Origin of the sequence: Colwellia sp. C1TZA3 (assembly GCF_007954265.1) — a bacterium.
Lineage (GTDB): Bacteria > Pseudomonadota > Gammaproteobacteria > Enterobacterales > Alteromonadaceae > Cognaticolwellia.
The window spans coordinates 1-19,513 of record NZ_VOLS01000058.1; the positions used below are offsets into that span (position 1 = coordinate 1).

The 19,513-nt window shown below is 38.5% G+C and carries 17 protein-coding genes and 1 other RNA gene; 7 read left to right on the forward strand and 11 right to left on the reverse strand.

Going from position 1 to position 19,513, the window contains the following annotated elements:
• Positions 1–184: 184 nt before the first annotated feature.
• The 4 genes from ESZ39_RS14460 to ESZ39_RS14475 all read right to left on the reverse strand — a co-directional run bounded on the left by ESZ39_RS14460 (position 185) and on the right by ESZ39_RS14475 (position 4,160).
• Positions 185–772 (reverse strand): DUF4198 domain-containing protein, encoded by a 588-nt coding sequence (locus ESZ39_RS14460; protein WP_146880629.1) that lies wholly within the window; start codon positions 770–772, stop codon positions 185–187.
• A gap of 8 nt (positions 773–780) precedes the next feature.
• The gene (locus ESZ39_RS14465; RefSeq protein ID WP_223270400.1) at positions 781–1,323 is read right to left on the reverse strand and encodes a DUF2271 domain-containing protein; all 543 of its coding nucleotides are present in this window, start codon (positions 1,321–1,323) and stop codon (positions 781–783) included.
• 8 nt (positions 1,324–1,331) lie between these two features.
• A complete protein-coding gene (locus ESZ39_RS14470; RefSeq protein WP_146880631.1) occupies positions 1,332–1,931 on the reverse strand; it encodes a PepSY-associated TM helix domain-containing protein in 600 nt (199 codons plus the stop codon).
• 156 nt (positions 1,932–2,087) lie between these two features.
• Entirely contained in the window at positions 2,088–4,160 is a 2,073-nt protein-coding gene (locus ESZ39_RS14475; RefSeq protein WP_146880633.1) for a TonB-dependent siderophore receptor, read from the reverse strand.
• Between the two features lie 439 nt (positions 4,161–4,599).
• On the opposite strand from ESZ39_RS14475, the gene ESZ39_RS14480 reads away from it, so the two are divergent.
• A complete protein-coding gene (locus ESZ39_RS14480) occupies positions 4,600–4,980 on the forward strand; it encodes a VOC family protein (protein WP_146880635.1) in 381 nt (126 codons plus the stop codon).
• Between the two features lie 296 nt (positions 4,981–5,276).
• On the opposite strand, the gene ESZ39_RS14485 is transcribed toward ESZ39_RS14480, so the two are convergent.
• The 3 genes from ESZ39_RS14485 to smpB form a co-directional block, all read right to left on the reverse strand.
• Positions 5,277–5,975, reverse strand: coding sequence for a metal-dependent hydrolase (locus ESZ39_RS14485; RefSeq protein ID WP_146880637.1), 699 nt, complete (start codon positions 5,973–5,975; stop codon positions 5,277–5,279).
• A gap of 258 nt (positions 5,976–6,233) precedes the next feature.
• Positions 6,234–6,583: a transfer-messenger RNA gene (gene ssrA, locus ESZ39_RS14490) on the reverse strand.
• A gap of 101 nt (positions 6,584–6,684) precedes the next feature.
• Positions 6,685–7,167: an SsrA-binding protein SmpB gene (smpB, locus tag ESZ39_RS14495; protein WP_146880639.1), complete on the reverse strand. Its 483-nt coding sequence runs from the start codon at positions 7,165–7,167 to the stop codon at positions 6,685–6,687.
• A gap of 151 nt (positions 7,168–7,318) precedes the next feature.
• Between smpB and ESZ39_RS14500 the strand changes: the two genes are divergently transcribed.
• Positions 7,319–7,750: an SRPBCC family protein gene (locus tag ESZ39_RS14500; RefSeq protein WP_146880640.1), complete on the forward strand. Its 432-nt coding sequence runs from the start codon at positions 7,319–7,321 to the stop codon at positions 7,748–7,750.
• A gap of 36 nt (positions 7,751–7,786) precedes the next feature.
• Complete coding sequence (locus ESZ39_RS14505) at positions 7,787–8,173, forward strand: RnfH family protein (RefSeq protein WP_223270401.1); 387 nt, start codon at positions 7,787–7,789, stop codon at positions 8,171–8,173.
• A 311-nt stretch (positions 8,174–8,484) separates the two neighbouring features.
• Here the strand turns inward: ESZ39_RS14505 and ESZ39_RS14510 are convergent, their stop codons facing one another.
• From ESZ39_RS14510 to nadK, 3 genes are all read right to left on the reverse strand, one after another.
• The gene (locus tag ESZ39_RS14510; RefSeq protein ID WP_146880642.1) at positions 8,485–8,832 is read right to left on the reverse strand and encodes an outer membrane protein assembly factor BamE; all 348 of its coding nucleotides are present in this window, start codon (positions 8,830–8,832) and stop codon (positions 8,485–8,487) included.
• 105 nt (positions 8,833–8,937) lie between these two features.
• Positions 8,938–10,602 carry a DNA repair protein RecN gene (gene recN / locus ESZ39_RS14515; RefSeq protein ID WP_146880644.1) on the reverse strand — a complete coding sequence of 555 codons (1,665 nt, stop codon included), beginning with the start codon at positions 10,600–10,602 and terminating at the stop codon, positions 8,938–8,940.
• Between the two features lie 165 nt (positions 10,603–10,767).
• A complete protein-coding gene (nadK, locus tag ESZ39_RS14520; protein ID WP_146880646.1) occupies positions 10,768–11,649 on the reverse strand; it encodes an NAD(+) kinase in 882 nt (293 codons plus the stop codon).
• 185 nt (positions 11,650–11,834) lie between these two features.
• Here nadK and grpE point away from each other — a divergent pair, with 185 nt between their 5' ends.
• The 4 genes from grpE (at position 11,835) to ESZ39_RS18120 (ending at position 18,444) form a co-directional block, all read left to right on the forward strand.
• Complete coding sequence (grpE, locus tag ESZ39_RS14525) at positions 11,835–12,464, forward strand: nucleotide exchange factor GrpE (RefSeq protein WP_146880647.1); 630 nt, start codon at positions 11,835–11,837, stop codon at positions 12,462–12,464.
• Between the two features lie 720 nt (positions 12,465–13,184).
• Entirely contained in the window at positions 13,185–15,107 is a 1,923-nt protein-coding gene (gene dnaK / locus ESZ39_RS14530; protein WP_146880649.1) for a molecular chaperone DnaK, read from the forward strand.
• 313 nt (positions 15,108–15,420) lie between these two features.
• On the forward strand, positions 15,421–16,566 hold the full coding sequence (gene dnaJ, locus ESZ39_RS14535) for a molecular chaperone DnaJ (RefSeq protein ID WP_146880651.1): 1,146 nt from the start codon (positions 15,421–15,423) through the stop codon (positions 16,564–16,566).
• Between the two features lie 1,287 nt (positions 16,567–17,853).
• The gene (locus tag ESZ39_RS18120) at positions 17,854–18,444 is read left to right on the forward strand and encodes a PEP-CTERM sorting domain-containing protein (protein ID WP_223270402.1); all 591 of its coding nucleotides are present in this window, start codon (positions 17,854–17,856) and stop codon (positions 18,442–18,444) included.
• Between the two features lie 479 nt (positions 18,445–18,923).
• On the opposite strand, the gene ESZ39_RS14545 is transcribed toward ESZ39_RS18120, so the two are convergent.
• A complete protein-coding gene (locus tag ESZ39_RS14545; RefSeq protein ID WP_146880653.1) occupies positions 18,924–19,394 on the reverse strand; it encodes an Lrp/AsnC family transcriptional regulator in 471 nt (156 codons plus the stop codon).
• Positions 19,395–19,513 lie beyond the last annotated feature (119 nt).

Consider the following 19,513-nt stretch of genomic DNA (forward strand, 5'->3'; position numbering starts at 1 on the left):
CCTGCTTACTTTTACATGTTTGGCAGCTTGAGTTCTGTCAGCTCCATCCTTAATGTGCAATAAAGCTAATAGGCGAATTCTCATTCTGCCATTGGTTTCTTGAGCAATAAGTGCCTTTAAATTAATAGGCTCCAATTTCTCAGATAATTGTTTTTTAGTAATATATTTCATAGCCACTATTAGATCACAAATTTAATGTAATTGGTATAAAAGCAAAGGTTGCTGGTTCATTTTCGACAATTCCTGACGGGTGAGTTTTTGGTAATAATTCTAAAAATTCACCTTCAACACCATAGTTTTCTGTCGGATTGTTCATGGTAATGTAAGTTTCTACGCGCGTTAATCCATAAGTGGTTTGTAGTTCAGTGGCATTATCAGGGACAAGTGCTTTCAGCTCCACTTTGTTCACGCGTGCACGTTGGTGTTTATCCGCTACTTTGTAACTTGAAAAGTAATTGGCGCTGGCGTTGTTGGTAATTTTATAGGTACCACTTTCTTTAACAAAATAATCTGCCACTGATTTTCTATGGGCTTTGTAGCTTGATGAGGCGCGCTCTTTCTTACCTGATGGCGTTAAAATACTGAGTGGGTCAATACTCAAGGCTTTATCAACATTAAACACTTCGTTTGATGCGCTTGCATCTAATGCAATCCATGCTCCTTGTTCTGAAGAAAGTGTGTAGTGGCTGGGTAATAACCAGCGAGAATGTGCACTAACTTGGCTGCTTATTGCGATAGCTACAAAAAATAAGGTTACTTTTTTAAAGGTCATTTGAACTCCTAGGGGTTAATAGTAAAAATAATAGCGCCAGTTTCAGCGGTTTCTTTTAGGGTAAATTGCTGTGTTTTTTTGTTCAGTTTAAAGGCTTTTTTGATTAGCGCTCGGGCACCTTTTTCGCGCACCACTTCGATATAAAGTGTGTAATCGCCTAGTGGTATCGGTTTTTTCGCATCGTCAACGGCAGAGAATGACAGCGGAAAAGTTCCAGCTGCATGGGTTGCTGAGGTTATTGCATCAACCAGTTCGGCATCTTTTCGTCCAACATTACGCCACCAGCGACGAATGTCTTTTAGCCACTTGGGTTTTTTACGCCAAAGTACTAAGGTTCTAACGGATTTTTTTTGGTCGTTTTCTATCCATGCCGCCACATAAGGCGGGTGATATTCACCTGATTGTTGTTTCAGCTCGAGCTTTATCGCGAGCTCGGCAACCTGATGATTACTGGCGAGCGATAGTTGTGGCATAAAAAACAGTAAGCTCATAAAAGCCACTAGCAGTGCTTTTGTCGCTTGATGTAAAAAGGCTTGGTTAGTGAGGGGCATAATATTCCTTAGGCAAAGTAAATAATGCTTATAATGGCCAGCATAGTGCTGGTTAAACTTAATAGCAGCGTGCGGCGAAAGCGTTTTTGTGGCATAGCTAATATGAAGCCAGTAATGGCGAAAATAATAAAAAGTAGGCTGGAAAGGTCAATGATCCAACCCCAAAAGTTGCTGGTGTTTCGGCCTTTATGTAAATCATTAAGCATGGCCCACCAACCGTAATGGGTTTGTTGGTAATAAACGTCTCCGGTTGTAAGGTCAACAGCAATACTGGCATTTTCTCCGGCTTGTTTTATGCTGTAGAACAATTCACCCGACATTAGCTCTGGCTTAACGTTTAGTAATGAAATTGACAGGGCTTTTTCGATTTTCTTCATAATAACTTTCTGCTGTGCGTTACTAATGTTGTCATTCGTTATGGCTAATGCACCGATACTTTCTATGGTGAGTTCTTTTTCCATAACTTGTGCTTGGTGGTCGCTAAACCATTCAGGATGATTAAGTGTGATGCCAGTGACTGAAAAGAACAGCAATAGCGTTAGTAATGCCATAGAGACATAAACGTGAATCAGCCGAGCAAAGGTTAATATTTTTTTAGAAGGTTTCATTAGGGCTAGTCATCATAAAATTTTGCATTAATAGTTCGATATTTCAGCAGATAAACGTAAGTTTAAATGGAGTTGAAACTCAATTTTTCACTGAATATTATGGCGAGCTTATTACCTTTGGTAGTAAGCTCGCCAATGTATACAGCTAATGCGAGCTTAAAAGGCTAACTGAGCAGCTAAGCGAAAGTTAATACCGTCAGCCGCAGTGACATTGCTGGTGCCGCCACCAATTAGGTATCTTTTATCGAGTAAGTTATTGATGTTAAAACGCAGGTGCAACTCATGCTCATTAAGGTCTACTTCGTAGGTTGCGCCAACGTCGATGCGTGTATAAGCCGCTTTCTTGATGGTATTGTCACTATCAGCAAAACGTTCATCTTCATAAAATGCGCCCGCGTTAAGCGCTAATTTTTCTGTCAACTCGTAACGTGACCATAAAGCTGCAGACCATTGGGGTACATCTATCGGGGTTTTACCTTGGTAATTTTCATCTTGTTGGTATTCTGCATCAATATTGATAAGCGATGACATCACAAATAGCTTATCTGTTATTGCGCCTTGTGCCGCTAATTCAAAGCCTTTGTGGCGCTGTTCACCAGCTTGAGTTGTGCGGGTTTCAAAATCAAGGTTATCGATATCTTCACTTATTAACTTGCCGGTTTTGCTAATATCAAAAACAGACCCGCTCAGTAACAACCTGTCATTTACCAGTTGCCATTTAACACCAATTTCACTTTGTTTAGAGGTCATGGCGTCTAATTTTATACCATGGTTGATATCGGTATCCTTATTTAAGGTTTCACTTCTTTGTGGCTCAAAACCTTCGCTGTAACTGTAATAAATAGTGCCTTGCTCAGAAGGGTGGTAAAGCACACCAAACTTAGGTAAAAATGATTCGTTATCGGCATTTTCTTTATTTTGTTTGTCGTAACGCCCACCTAAAGACACCTGCCAGTTAGCGTTCAGGGTAATTAAATCTTGTAGATAAATGCCATAGTAGTCATATTGGCTGTTATATAAACTGTCATCAGTTTTGTAGCTAATGTCAGGCTTTGCAGGCTCATTTTGCCCAGCAGCATAGTCAACTGAGGCATCTTTAACTTTAAGTTGTCCGTAGTAATAATCTAACGAGTTAGCGCCAATTAATAGTTGGTGATTTACACCAGCAAGGTCGAAGTCACCGGTAAAGTCGATAAATTTAGTGGTGAATTGCCAGTCATCAAAACGGTCATAGGGCTTTGATGTGTACTGTTCGCCTTCACTAAAAGTAGCCGGTTTTTTTGGCGCAGACTCAAAGCGTTGACGTTCAAAGGTTTGTTTGTTGTAGCCTAAAGTAACTTGCCAGTTGTTATTAATAAGGTAGTTAATGTCAGCGCCGTAGTTTTCAACATCAATATCTGTAAACGCCCAAGACATATCACGAATAGTTTTACGATCGCCAATTAAGTCACCGTCAGCATTTAACCAACTACCGGTATCTAAACCCGCTTTGTCATTGGTGTAGTCATAATGCACGCGCAGTGATAGGTCTGCCGATACATCATAATCAACGACTAATGCGCCTAAAAAACGTTCACGCTCGCGTTGGTCACCGTTTTGATATTCTCTTTGGTAGGTCACATCTTGCTTGACTAATGTACTGCGATACCTTAATGACTCGTCATCATTTAACGCTCCGCCTGCATCTAAGGTAAAGCGAGTTGAGCCTTCTTGGTCGGTGTCAGCACCTAGCGTAAAAATATTGGTAGCAGTGGGTTTTTTAGTCACCATATTAACTAAACCACCTGGGCCTGATTGACCATATAAAATACTCGAAGGGCCTTTAATGACTTCGATACTTTCTAATGTTTCTATCGGTTGTTGATAATGCGACCAATGTTGATGGCCGTCGCGTAAGTAGCCATTTGACGAGCTTAATTCAAAGCCTCTGAGGTTGAATACTTCACGGTTACGTTGCCTAGATCCAGCGGAAAGGCTAGCGTCATTGGTGAGTACTTCGCCTAAGGTTGTTGCTAATTGTTCTTCAATAATAGTGCTTGGAATTACCGTAACTGATTGTGCAGTTTCGAGCAGTGAAACATCGATGCGCATGGCACCTTTAGCTTCGTCGACTTTGTAATCATTAAAATAACTGCCGGTAACTTCAATAACTTCAATCGGATTGCTGTTGGCATAGGCGGCAAACGGTAAGGCCATAGATATTGCCAAAAACAGCGGTGAGTACTTCATGTTAATCTCCATATTATCAACTAGTATGTTCGGGGAAAATGCAGCGAGCATTAATTTCGCCGTAATACTAATGAGAATGATTACTATTTGCAATGGTTGTGTTGGATTATTTTAATAAAGCCGAGAGAAAAAGTTTTTGGCTGGCGTATTTGAACAACACATACAGCGTTTTTGATGGTGACTAAACCGCTTTTGTGAGTAGCAGACTATTTCAAATTAAATACAGTCAGAGGTACTAAAATAGTGATATTAAGACAAACTTATTTATCGCCGATCTAGTTTCTATAAACGTTATAAATTATGCAAAAATTTTATTGTGTTATTAACTGCTTATCGTGCATGCTAGTGAACAGTTTTTAGATCCCGAAGAGCGAGTAAAATTACTCAACCGTTTAGGTAATGCTCTTGGTATTATTGTTCAATTAAAAAGGAAAAATAAATGTTTAGTCATATCATGATCGGTGCGAACGACGTAAAAGCATCAAAAGTATTTTACGATGCCATTTTAGGTGAGCTGGGCCATAAACCAGGTGTAATGGATGAAAAAGGCCGTTGTTTTTATTTTACTAATAACGGTATTTTTGCCCTAACTAAGCCAATTAATGGTGAAGAAGCTGGTCATGGTAATGGCAGTACTATTGGCTTTTCTGCTACGTCTCCAGAGCAAGCCGATGCATGGCAAGCGGCCGGTGTCGCAAATGGTGGTGTTTCTTGTGAAGACGCACCAGGTGTTAGAAGTGCGCCGGTTGGTAATATTTACCTGGCTTATTTACGTGATCCATCAGGTAATAAAATTTGCGCCCTGCATCGTATAGTTTAAAAAGTTAGTGTGGTAGAAGATGCTAATTGAAAGTTTTAGAGATAAAAAAAGACGCTTTTAGCGTCTTTTTTCAGTTGTTAGTTGTGGTGAGGTTTGAGGGCTATTTATTAAGGACTTGGGGTGTGTTTGTCAGTATGTTTTGTTGGACTGAGACTTATACTTTTTTCGAGTCATGGATAAAAATCATTAACTCTGACCCCATTGATACAGCAGTGTTTTTGGTAATGTAAAAACTAACAGTGAATGTCAGGATTAAGTTATATTAAGTTATCAGTATTAATGTACCGGTGCTATTCTTAGTAGAAATTAAAAGTTGACCAATCGGTTAATAAATTAATTGTTGTATCAGTTTCTGGAAGCATATAGCCTAATGCAATACTGGCAACAAACATAAAAAATGTTGCACTTTTACTTTTAAAATAGGCTATTTTTAGGGCTGTACCGAAAGAGCGTTTAATTCGGATATTGCTTAAATCAACACTGTATACTTCATCTAAAATTAAATGAATAAGCCCACCAAAAAAAACAAACCCACCTGAAAGCAAAGCAATGATAGCCGATTTAGTTGCATATTCGTTATTGAATATCCAAGTTAGCTGCGTTGTGAGTAAGCCACATAAAACGAGGAATAACAGAGAATGACAGCTGCCTCGGTGAACCGTAACTTTTTCAAATAACGGTCTTATCAGCCATTTCATCATGCTATAGACGGCTAAAGGTATAACCAGCAACTCAATAAAAGGGATTTCTCTAAAGTGCTCTCCGGTAATGTAGCGTAAAACCATCAGCAGAATGACGGCGGTAAATATATTGAAAATAATATCAAGTGATGTCGAGTTGTCAGAATCAATATCAGGTAATAATCCCCCGATAGTGCCCAAAAACCATAACCATAATGCTGTATTTACGTCAGTATGACCTGCTGATAATAGCACTGCAGAGGTGATACCTGTACAAGCAGCCGCTATATTGAAATGAGTCTTAAAATTTGCCATTATTTCTTTTAAATAGAATGTTTTGCCACTATTCTACCTTGTATTATATAGTATGAGTGACATAACTATGTTTATAACCTCTTTTAACCTAAGTAATCAATGGGGTCAGAGTCATTGGTATTTTTAATTCATCTTGTTTTGTAAATTTTAGACATAAAAAAACCGCAATTAAGCGGTTCTTTATCATAAACTGTTGCCAGTCTATGGCCAAATTTAAAAGTTACTAGGTATAACTGATTAATCAAAACGGTCTTTATTTGGTGGAGCGGGGGGGATTCGAACCCCCGTCCGAAAAGCCTACATCCTCGGTACTACATGCTTAGTCGATCATTTATTTAACCAATTGGACGCCAACCGACAGGCTTCGTCATGGTGAGCTTAATACTATTTCGCGGTTCAGCCTTAAGCGTGCTTCCCTCGCTATCCTATTTGGGGTGACCATCGATCCTCTAAACAATAGGAGAATTTTTGAGGCGATGGCTAGCCTAAGCGGCTAGTGCGAACGTTTCGTCGTTAGCAATTATAGTTTTGCGGCTTTTTACCAGGCAAACCGCCCCTGGGCATGCACCTCGGGTTTCATGAATCTCGTCGAATCCTAGATCCGCCCCAAAGCTTACTCTTTTTTACTATTTACTCTAGACTAACTAAGTCTATAAAACACATTGTACAACGCTTCGCTTAAATAGACAACGTGGTATTTTTTAACCAGTTATCTGTCTAGGTTTTTATTCTTCATTAAACGGCCTTTATCAACCGCCCACTCTCGGTCTTTAATGTCAGCGCGTTTGTCGTGATCTTTTTTACCTTTGCCCAAATGAAATTCTAATTTAACCCAACAAGCTTTCCAGTACATGGCAGTGGCAATTAAGGAATAACCATCACGCTCTACAGCGGCAATAATTTTCTCTAGTTCTCGACGGTTTAATAATAATTTCCGGTCACGATTGGCATCACAAACCACGTGGCTAGAAGCAGCATTAAGCGGCATTATTTCAGCGCCAAGTAAATAGGCTTCACCGTCTTTTATGTGCACGTAACAGTCAGATATATTTACCTTACCGCTGCGTATACTTTTAATTTCCCAGCCTTGTAAGCTCATTCCGCCTTCAAACTTATCGGTTAGGGTATAGTTATGACGTGCTTTTTTATTTAGAGCAATAGTATTGCTGCTTGATTTCTTTTTCTTTGCCATTATATTTCCATTTTGTTTGCTACCAAAAATAGCAATCTCCAACATTATACGGAGTATTGCTGTTATTTAAATGCCTTATTTATCATTTTTCACTTTAATGCGTTTTTAAAAGACATTTGCTATGATAGCGCCCTTGAGAATTGGAGGGTGAATGCCAAACATAAGCCGTAGTGCATTAGTGATGTACAGTGTAGAAGATATGTATTATTTAATTAATGATGTGATTGCCTACCCGAAGTTTTTACCTAATTGTAGTGATAGTAAAATAATTGCCCAAGACGAACATAATATGACAGCCGCGATATTAGTTTCTAAAGGTGGCCTGAAAAAATGGTTCACCACGCAGAACGTGCTCATTAGTAACCAAGAAGTTAAGTTGAGTTTAGTTGATGGGCCTTTTAAACACCTTGTGGGTGGGTGGCAATTAAAAGCCTTATCTGACGATGCCTGTAAAATTGAATTAACGTTAGATTATGAATTTTCTAATAAAATGTTTAATTTAGCCTTTGGTCGAGTATTTAACAATTTAGCCAATAACATGGTGCAAGCTTTTACCCAACGAGCTAAAGAAGTTTACGGTTAGTGGGGTGAGCTGCGTATTAAAAGAGTTTACATTAAGATGAGTGAACAGGTTATGAGTGAAGAGATTAGTGTGCAAGCCCCGCTTTCTATTGAGGTGGTTTATGGTACACCAACACGACAGGAAATTATTAGCTGTTCTGTTGAGCCTAATACTACGTTAGAACAAGCAATTTTAGCCTCTGGCATAGTTGAAGAGTTTCCTGAAATAGATTTAGCGGTTAATAACGTGGGTATTTGGAATCGCGTAGCTAAGTTAACCGATAAGGTGAAAGACTTAGACCGCATTGAAATTTATCGTCCACTGCTTGCTGATCCTAAAGAAGTGCGCAAACGCCGAGCAGAAAAAGCGAAAGAAGAAGGCCGGGCTAATAAAATTACGGGTGGTCGGGTTGATCCACGCAGAGGTAAGACTGGTGAGACTTAATTTACTATTTTGATAGATGACTTAAATAGATAATCTATTAAAAATTTAGCAATAAAAAAGCATGTCTTAAAACAGACATGCTTTATGTTCAGGACGAACGGTGTGTCAAGATCACATGGATGTGAAAGAGTGACGATGTTCAGGACGAACGGTATGTCAAGATCACATGGATGTGAAAGAGTGACGATGTTCAGGACGAACGGTATGTCAAGATCACATGGCCGTTCCTAGCCATCCATGTCTCCACGGCATTAGTACATCCTTGTACGTCGATGTGAAAGAGTGACGATGTTTCAAAAAACAATTAACCGCTAGTTAACCATAGGTACGTGATAGCTTTCTGGTAATTCAAAATCACCTTCAGCATTAACAATTTTGTTGTTATTAAAGGTGATGGTAAATTGTTTTTCTGCGTTAAATTCGTCGCTTCGGCCTGATTTGAAACGATAAACATAATGCCAAATATCTTTATTAAATGCGCCTTCAACAACAGGGCTACCTAATACAAACTTAACTTGTTCTTTTGTCATACCAATTTGAAGTTTGTCGATATCTTTTTGCTCTAAATAGTTTCCTTGTGGAATATCTATACGATAAACCCAGCTAGAACAGGCAGAAACAGACAAGGCGATTACAATAGCTAATACTCGAAAAAACATGTTAATTATAATTATCCTTTATAGTTTGAATGGGGATAATAGCGAAGCGTGCTAACAGATACAAAATAATTTTTAGTTTATTTTACCCGCTTGTTGCTCTTTGCTTTATCCGGCCAGTAATTCTTGCGCGTTAGCTAGGCTATTTTCGGTAATTTTATCGCCAGCTAGTAAACGGGCAATTTCTTGGACGCGACCATTGCTAGAAAGTTCCGTTACGGTCGTTTCTGTGTGTTCACCATCGGTTAATTTAGCAACAAATAATTGTTGATGACCCTTACTCGCCACTTGCGGTAAGTGCGTAACACAAATAACTTGGGTATTTTTCGCTAGTTGTTTTAACTTGCTACCTACCATGGCAGCGGTTGGACCACTAATACCTACATCTACTTCATCAAATATTAAGGTGGGCGTAATAATTTTATCAGCCAGAATAACTTGCATCGCTAAGCTGATACGTGAAAGCTCACCGCCTGAAGCGACCTTGTTCATGGCCTCTAGCGCTTGCCCTGGGTTTAAACTCGCTAGATAACTAACGCTGTCGTTACCGTTAACAGATAAGTGGTCGTTTTTATCTTGGCAGATATCGATGAAAAATTTGCCGTACGGCATGTTAAGTTCGGCCATACTTTTGGTGATCATTTTACTTAACTTAGTGGCGGCTTTTTTTCTTGAGTCAGACAATATCTGAGCTGCGTGTTGATATTTTTGTTTTGCGGTTTCTATATCGTCATTAATTTGGTTTAAACGTGTTTCATCAGAGCTAAATAATTGTAACTCTTGTAATAGTTGTTGATGAAAATTTGCTAATGAGCTTGGCGGTACTTGATGCTTTTTCGCTAGCAATACGGCGGTTGAATAACGCTCTTCTATTAAGGTATAAGCTTGTGGGTCTAGCTCTAAGCTTTCGTAATAATGCTTGATTTCTTGGCTAGCGTCTTCAACTTGAATTAAGGCTTCGTTAAGTTGCTCTGCAATAGTTTTTAACGTCGGATCGTAGTTACCTAAGGTGGTAATTTGCTCAGTACTATGTCGTAAGCTATCAACGACATTAAATTGTTCATCTTCAGATAATTGCTGCACAGCGACTAAGGTTTCATTTAGGATGTGCTGACCATTACTTTGGCGGTTATAATCAATTTCTAAGGTTTCAAATTCATCAAGTTGTAATGAAAATTCATCTAATTCGTTTACTTGGTACTGTAACAACTGTTGTTTGGCTTCACGTTGTAGTTTGCTTTCTTGCAGCAACTTGGCTTCTCGGCTAAGTTCACGCCATTGATGATAATAATATTTAACTTCATCTAATAAGTGCTGGTGGCTGGCATAAGCGTCAAGAATATTGCGTTGTTCAGCGGGTTTTACGAGTAGTTGATGGTTATGCTGACTGTGGATGTTGATCAGTAGTTGGCCAATTTCTTTTAGTTGTGTTAATGGCACTTGGCTACCATTAATATAGGCTTTTGAGCGACCTTCAGCAGAAATAACCCGGCGTAGAATACATTCGTTGTCGAGCAGCATGTCATTATTTTTTAGCCATTTTTTTGCTTGTTTGTTATCGCTGGTATCAAAGGTGGCGGCTAATTCAGCTTTAGTGCAATTAGGTCTAACAACATTGGTGACGGCCCTGTCGCCTAAGCAAAGTCCTAAGGCGTCAATAGCAATAGATTTACCTGCACCAGTTTCGCCGGTAATGGTGGTCATACCTTGATGCCAATCAATGTCGAGTGAACGCACAATGGCAAAATTTTGAATGTTGAGCTGCAATAACATAGTCGCCTCACTATCTTTATCACCAAGTTATATTGAGATAAAGTGTCGTGTTAATAATCAAAAAACCAGATACTGTTAATTTATACAGTATCTGGTTTTTATTCAAGCTATGTTTGTAATTTTATTTATATTTCGTCATTTTGCCGATTGCAGGTTTGAGAAATATCAGTAAAGTTTATGACCCCAACCTAACTTATTTCTCAGTACATTAAAGTAGTTATGATCAAGTGGGTGTATTAAGCGTAGGGTAAATTCACTTTTTTTGATGATCACTTCATCACCGGGCATTACGGCTAAAATGACATGGCCGTCACAGCTAACTTGTAAGTTTTCATAGTTTTCATTGGCTAGTTTTAGTTTGATTTCGCTGTTACCGTCAACCACAATCGGTCGGCTGGTTAACGTATGAGGAAACATCGGTACCAAGGAAAGGGCATTTAAATTTGGGGTCAATATAGGGCCACCAGCTGACATAGAATAGGCTGTTGAGCCAGTAGGTGTTGAAACAATAAGGCCATCAGAGCGTTGGCTAAACATAAAGCTGCCATCAATATAAACTTCAAACTCAATCATGCTGGCAACTTTACCCGCATGCAGCACGGCTTCGTTTACCGCACTGTTTGAGCTTTTAAGTTTGCCGTGGCGATAGACTTCAGCTTCGATAATAAAACGTTGTTCAGCGCGTGATTCACCTTTTAAAATCGCTTCAAGTGGGGTGATTAAATCATCAGGTGATAAGTCGGTAAGAAAACCTAAATTGCCACGGTTAACGCCAATAACGCCAATATTATAACAAGCTAAAACTCGAGCCGCACCTAACATATAGCCGTCACCACCAATAACAATTGCCAAGTCAGCATGCTCACCAATACCGATCAGTGACGCCATGGCAATATTCTCAATATTAACTGTTTGGGCCACAGAGTTCTCTACCAGCACTTGATAGCCTTGCTGCGACAAATATTGATGTAAAGCTTTTATGGTCGAACTGGCACCTTCGTGGTTAGGTTTACCAATTAAGCCAATAGTGCGGTATAAATTACTCATACGGTGCTTATAAATATGTTATATAATTGAGGTCTATTAGCAGTTTCGCGCTATTTTGCTCGCTTGTAAAGTTGACTTTTTTTTAAATCATTTACTTTTGTGCTTGAATCATCAAAACAAACCCCCATAATTAGCGTTATTATGTTTATCTATTTTGAAATTTAAGACCTACATTGGAGTTTTTCATGGCCAACGAGTCAACAGAGAATAAAAGTGCTGAAGATATTTCAGCAGACGCATTAGCCGCTGAAATTATTGAGGATGCAGAAGAGCAAGTTGAACTTGACGCTGCAGCCGAAAATATCAGTGCTGAGCAGGAAAAAATAAACGAGCTTGAATTAGCATTAGCTACGGCTAAATCGACGGTTGCCGATCAAAAAGATTCAGTCATTCGTGCGAAAGCAGAAGTGGACAATGTTCGTCGCCGTGCGGCACAAGACGTTGAAAAAGCGCGTAAATTTGCTTTGGAGAAGTTTGCTGCTGAAATGTTAACAACAGTAGACAACCTTGAACGTGCATTGCAAAATATCGATAAAGATGACGAGAGTAACACTGCGATCATTGAAGGTATTGAGTTAACTTATCAAGGTTTATTAGCTTCGTTAGAGAAGTTTTCGATTCAAGCGATTGATCCACAAGATAAACCATTCAACCCTGAATTGCATCAAGCAATGTCAATGCAAGAAGTTGAAGGTGTTGCGCCTAATACTGTTATTGCGGTTATGCAAAAAGGTTATGAATTAAATGGTCGTTTAATTCGTCCTGCTATGGTGATGGTGTCAAAAGCTAAACCTAGTGTGGACACTACTGCATAATTTTTTACTCGGTAATTTTGCTCGATAAGAAAAGCCAGACAAATGTCTGGCTTTTTTATATTCAGGACGAACGGTATGCCACGATCACATGGATGTGAAAGAGTGGCGATATTTAGGACGAATGGTCAGTTTTTTTGTTCCAGACAAAAACTAATATCAATTGCATTAATTAGGTGGTCTACTTTACATGCAGGAAAAACGACCCAATATAAGGCATTTATTTTAATAACTTGTTGTGCTAATTATTAAATAAATAACGCAGTAGTGGGTTATTTTAACCAGGTGAAATGATCAGATAATTAGTGCGATTGGTATAAGTACTTGTATTTCTAAATAGCGCAGAACCAAGATCATGCTGATTTATTATTCAACATCAGCATGGCGAATCATTAGTTTCAGCCAGTGGCTTAACATTTCCCATAACTAACTTGCTTGCAATCACAATAGCTCGTTATTGCCTGATCAAGGTACTAGGGTTGACTTATTTTTCTGAGCAATGACTGCACATCTCCTGCCACACAAGACTATCAATGCTTGTATACAATACTATAAAGGGCAAATGCCTAATTGTTGTTAATAAAAAGCAGGCTAAATAAAAACTAATATTTTTTACTTATTTCAATAAAAATAGTTGAAAAGACTTTTTCTTGTCCCCACTTACTGTTCATCGAAAGATTTAATCTTTATTTTTAACGTAATAAGTATTCGGAGATCCTCAAGATGGGCAAAATTATTGGTATTGACCTAGGGACAACAAACTCTTGTGTTGCTGTACTAGATGGCGGTAAAGCACGTGTAATTGAAAATGCAGAAGGCGATCGTACAACACCTTCAATCATAGCTTACACAGAAGAAGGCGAAACGTTAGTGGGTCAACCCGCTAAACGTCAGTCGGTAACAAACCCTAAAAATACATTGTTCGCTATTAAGCGTTTAATTGGTCGTCGCTTTGAAGATGAAGAAGTTCAACGCGATATTAAAATTATGCCATTTGGCATTGTTAAAGCTGACAACGGTGATGCTTGGGTAACGGCGCGTGATAAAAATATCGCTCCACCACAAGTATCTGCTGAAGTTTTAGCAAAAATGAAAAAAACAGCAGAAGACTATTTAGGCGAAAAAGTAACTGAAGCCGTTATTACTGTTCCTGCTTACTTTAACGATTCACAACGTCAAGCAACTAAAGATGCGGGACGTATTGCCGGTCTTGATGTTAAACGTATCATCAACGAGCCAACAGCTGCTGCACTTGCTTACGGCATGGACAAGCAAGAAGGCGACAAAGTTGTTGCAGTATACGATTTAGGTGGTGGTACATTTGATATCTCTATCATCGAAATTGATGAAGTTGAAGGCGAGCATACTTTTGAAGTATTGGCGACAAATGGCGACACTCACTTAGGTGGTGAAGATTTTGATAACCGCCTAATCAACTACTTAGTAGCTGAATTTAAGAAAGATCAAGGCATGGACTTAACGAAAGATCCGTTAGCCATGCAACGTTTGAAAGAAGCAGCAGAAAAAGCAAAATGTGAGCTTTCTTCAGCGCAACAAACAGATGTTAACTTGCCGTACATTACCGCTGATGGCTCTGGCCCTAAGCATATGAACATCAAAGTTACGCGCGCTAAATTAGAGTCTTTAGTTGAAGATATGGTTAAAGCTACTTTAGGTCCGCTTAAACAAGCCCTTAAAGATGCAGACCTTTCAATTAATGATATTAACGACGTTATTATGGTTGGTGGTCAAACACGTATGCCTATGGTACAAAAAGTTGTTACTGAATTCTTTGGTAAAGAACCTCGTAAAGATGTTAACCCTGATGAAGCGGTAGCTGCAGGCGCTGCGATTCAAGCGGGTGTACTTTCTGGTGATGTAACTGACGTATTGCTATTAGATGTTACGCCATTATCATTAGGTATTGAGACCATGGGCGGCGTGATGACGAAAGTTATCGAGAAAAACACCACTATCCCAACTAAGCAATCTCAAACATTCTCTACTGCAGATGATAACCAAGCAGCAGTAACGGTGCATGTTGTACAAGGCGAGCGTAAGCAAGCTTCAGCAAACAAATCATTGGGTCAATTTAACCTTGAAGGTATTGATGCAGCACCACGTGGTACGCCACAAATTGAAGTAACTTTCGATTTAGATGCTGATGGTATCTTGCACGTAACAGCGAAAGATAAAAATACCGGTAAAGAGCAAAAAATCACTATTAAAGCGTCTTCTGGTTTATCAGACGAAGAAGTAGAACAAATGGTGAGTGACGCAGAAGCAAATGCTGATGAAGATGCGAGATTTGAAGAGCTTGTACAAGCTCGTAACCAAGCTGATGGCATGGTACACGCAACACGTAAGCAAATTGAAGAAGCAGGCGACGATTTACCTAGTGAAGACAAAGAGAAAATTGAAGCAGCATTAGAAGAACTTAACGTTGCGATTAAAGGCGATAGCAAAGAAGAAATTGATGCTAAGTCTCAAGCCGTTATTGAAGCTTCAGCTAAGCTAATGGAAATTGCTCAAGCTAAAGCTCAAGCACAAAGTGGCGCACCTGAAGGTGAAGCTCCTGAAGCTGATGCAGCAGGCGGCGATGATGTAGTTGACGCTGAGTTTGAAGAAGTTAAAGACGACAAGTAGTTAATTGTTAGGTTGTCTCTGTATCGCTCAATAGCAGCGTGAACATGCTTGCATACATTTTATGTTTGGCCTGTTTACTTTGCTCTAGAAGGATATGGTGACAACAAAAACAATTAAACTTTGTGGTTTAGTTAACATAAATTAAAGCGTCGATAACTATCGGCGCTTTATTATGTAAAGTAACAACGAAAATTAATTATTACCTGATAGTAATTTGCTTAGATTTTTAAGGTGTAAAGTCAATTCATACCGCGTCTAAGAAAGAAGTTAAACAAATTAGTATCCATAAATTTGAAGTAAAGAAATAAAACCTATGTCAAAACGCGATTATTATGAAGTGCTTGAGGTGTCAAATGATGCAGCTGAGCGCGATATCAAAAAAGCTTACAAACGTTTAGCAATGAAATATCACCCAGATAGAACGCAAGGTGATAAATCAAAAGAAGAACAGTTTAAAGAAGTTAAAGAAGCTTATGAAATATTAAACGATGATCAAAAACGCGCAGCGTATGATCAATACGGTCATGCAGCGTTTGAACAAGGCGGACATGGCGGCGGCGGTGGCGGTTTTGGCGGCGGACAAGATTTTGGTGATGCCTTCGGTGATATTTTTGGTGACATTTTTGGTGGCGGTGGTCGCGGTCGTGGTGGGCAATCTCGCCAACGTCGTGGCTCAGATTTACGCTACAACCTTGATCTTAGCCTTGAAGAAGCGGTTAAAGGTAAGACTTTAGAAATTAAAGTTCCTACATTTGTTAGTTGTGACCCTTGTGACGGTAGTGGCGCTAAAAAAGGCACCAGTGCGAAAACATGTTCAACGTGTCATGGCCATGGTCAAGTACAAATGCGTCAAGGCTTGTTTGCAGTACAACAAACCTGTCCAACCTGTTCTGGTAAAGGTAAAGTTATTACTGACCCTTGTACTTCATGTCGTGGTCAAGGCCGTGTTGAAAAAGAAAAAACGTTGTCTGTTAAAATTCCACCCGGTGTTGATACCGGCGATAGAATACGTTTATCAGGTGAAGGCGAAGCTGGTGAACATGGCGCGCCAGCAGGTGATTTATATGTGCAAGCGAATGTTCGTGACCATAAAATATTTGTTCGTGATGAAAATCACTTATTTTGTGAAGTACCGATCAGTTTCACAACCGCTGCTTTAGGTGGCGACATTGAAGTACCGACGCTGGAAGGTAAAGTTAAACTTAAAATACCAAAAGAAACTCAAACAGGCAAAATGTTCCGTTTGCGTGGTAAAGGTGTTAAGTCAGTACGCAGCCACTCCATTGGTGATTTAATGTGTAAGGTTGTGATTGAAACACCGGTGAGTTTGTCGGGTGATCAAGCTGACTTACTGCGCCAGTTAGAAGAGAAAATGGGTAAAAGTACCAGCAAGCATAGCCCAAAAGAAACCGGTTTTTTTGATGGTGTGAAAAAATTCTTTGATGATCTTAAAAGCTAATATTATTCAAGAATAAACCAACACTAAAATCCCGCACTTTGTTGCGGGATTTTTATGTTCAGGACGAACGGTCAGTTTTTTTGTTCCAGACAAAAACTAAGTACCTACGTCCCTGTAGGCAATGTCACGATCACATGGATGTGAAAGAGTGACGATGTTCAGGACGAACGGTCAGTTTTTTTGTTTCAGACAAAAATTAAGTACCTACATGCCTACACGCAATATCACGGGTGCGGATGCACAGGATCGTGTATGTTCAGAACTCTCTGTGAATAGATATCACTAGTGAGATTATTGGACATTAAATGAGATTGAAGTATGTTTCACAATATTCACCATTTGAACTCAAGGCACATTGCAGACATTTTAACAAACCTGACCTCGCAGTTATTGTCTAGTTGAAGCCGAAAACTATCGATTGCACTTAAAGCGGTACATCGAATTAAATCCTGTCAGAGCCAAGATGATTATCACCTCTTTTGACATACAAATGGTCAAGTTATCAAATTAATAGCATGGTAAAAGTATTTCAGTTGTGCAACCCACGTCCTATTTATTTTACAATAGAGCATTCAGCTAAGGGTAGGTAACTCGCCAGCGTTATTTGATGCCTATCTTAAAGGGGCTTTATACCAATTTCATTAATTAGGTGGTCTACTTTATACGCAGGAAAAATGGTTAAATATAAGGCATTTATTTTAATAACTAGTTTTTCAGGACAATATCTCCTGCATTGTCTAATAAACTGCATCCATGCAGCGATAATTATTAAATAAATAACGCAGTAGTTGGTTGTTTTAACCAGTAAAAATGATCAAATAGTTAGTGAGATTGGTATTATTAGTAGGGAAAACAGATACGACCAATAAAAGTTTACTGGCAATGAACATTTTAAAAGTAAATTGAAGCACTAACTGGCAGGCGTATGTTGCCAAAAAAAGGAAAAGACCCGAATAACTTCCACAGATTTAACGCTAAGCTTTACTCTGACCCCAGACTTTAGGAGGTTAGGTAAAAACCTACTTTGTCAGGTTATTTTACAATTTTGTATTGTTAAAAAAATTGATATTTCTATGTATATGAAAATAATAAAAATAATATATTTAGCATGATTTATGCATGGTTTTCTTCTTGAAATCTTTCGCAATTTCCTGCTGTTTATTTTGCTGTATAATTTGATAATGCCAATGAGTTTTCAGTTGTAACTAGTTATGTAGTAAAGAATGTTATTACATAATTTACCAACCGCACACCCGCGTATCTGATCACTTTATGTTAAGGATAAACATGAAATCTAAATTATTTAAAGCCTCTTTTTTAAGCCTACTATTAACCGTTAGTAATTATACTAATGCATCTTTAATCTTTTTTGAGTTTAACAGTACCGATTCAACACTTACTTATGAATGGACCATTGAATCGTCTCAGCCGGTATTCAATATTGATTGGGGGATTTACTATCTTGCTGAAATTATTACGACAATCAATGGTATTAGCACAACGCAAGAGGGCTCTTTTGGGGCTCTAAATATAGGTGACGATGTATTGAGTTCAGGTCCTCCTGGTACTAGAGTTTCCAATGGTGGTTTTGAATTATTCGAACATTTTCCGAATGGTGATATTCGAGGTTTTTTTGTCGCAGAAGGTCCAGTGTTATTCAGTAGCAGAATCATGGGGAATGCGATGTTCATGGGGGGAAGTGCGTCGTTTATAGACGGTCAGTTTGATTTAATTCAAGATACTAATCCAAATTTACCTAGTTTTGTAGATACTCAGAATGGCACTTTGAATATCAAAGTTCCAGAACCATCAACTCTAGCTATTTTTGCATTAGGTTTGATGGGGCTAGTATCACGTCGATTTAAGAAACAATCTTAGGTTGGTTTCATTAATGTCGAAATTGAGTATCGACTGCGGCACAATGAAACCCTTATATTACGAAATTCAAAATTTTGAAGTAAATTACACCAATTTAATTAATTAAGTGATCTACTTTTTCATAAGGAAAAATGGATAAATACAAGGCATAAAATTTAGTCAGTAGTTATTCACCTTATAAATTTTATAACACTGTAGTTATTCATTTTAACCATTAAAAATGAGCAGGTAATTAATCAACTTGGTATTATACTAATCCCATTAAGTTATTGCTCACTTGTACTAGTTAAAATAGCTCAAGGCTGTGTTGCTCTCAATCCCAATAGCCAGCTATTGCTCAATCGAGCGCCTTACCTTGAATTATTTTTCCTGCGCACAACAAGATCACAAACTTAATGGAACTGGTATTAGTGCTATTACCGGACTAACTAGCAAAAAAAAGAGCTGTAATTCAGCTCTTTTTTTTTGAATATTTGAGACTACTCCTCGTCAAAAATAGGCAACACACCGCTACGGCTATGCTCAAAAATAAGAGAAGTTTCTACTGTGGTGACTTCTTCACGAGAAGTAATGGCATTAAAAACGAATTGACGTAAGTGTTCACTATCTTTTACCGACATATGAATAAAGTAATCATAACTACCCCCCATGTGATATAAGCTGACAATCTCAGGTAGCTTAAGTAGATCATCTCTAAGGTTATTTACAATTAACTCTGAATACGGTTGTAACTTAATTGCCGCTATCGCTTCAATGTTGCCACCAATACTTTTGAAGTTAATATCAATGAAAGCATTATTTATTACGCCATTATTTTTCATGCGTTTAACACGCTCTAAACAGGTTGATGGCGCTATGCCTATCTGTGATGCTAGCTCTTTGTTGGTAATATCAGCATCTTTATAGAGCAAGGTGAGAATACGTAAATCTATATCATCAAGTTTTTTCATTAATACATTAGCCTTTGAGGAACGTTTACCTAGTTTTCTTTTATCTATTTACATATTACACTTATTAAATCCAATATTACCAGCGAACTGGCTATAAAGATGAATTATTTTCGATTTAT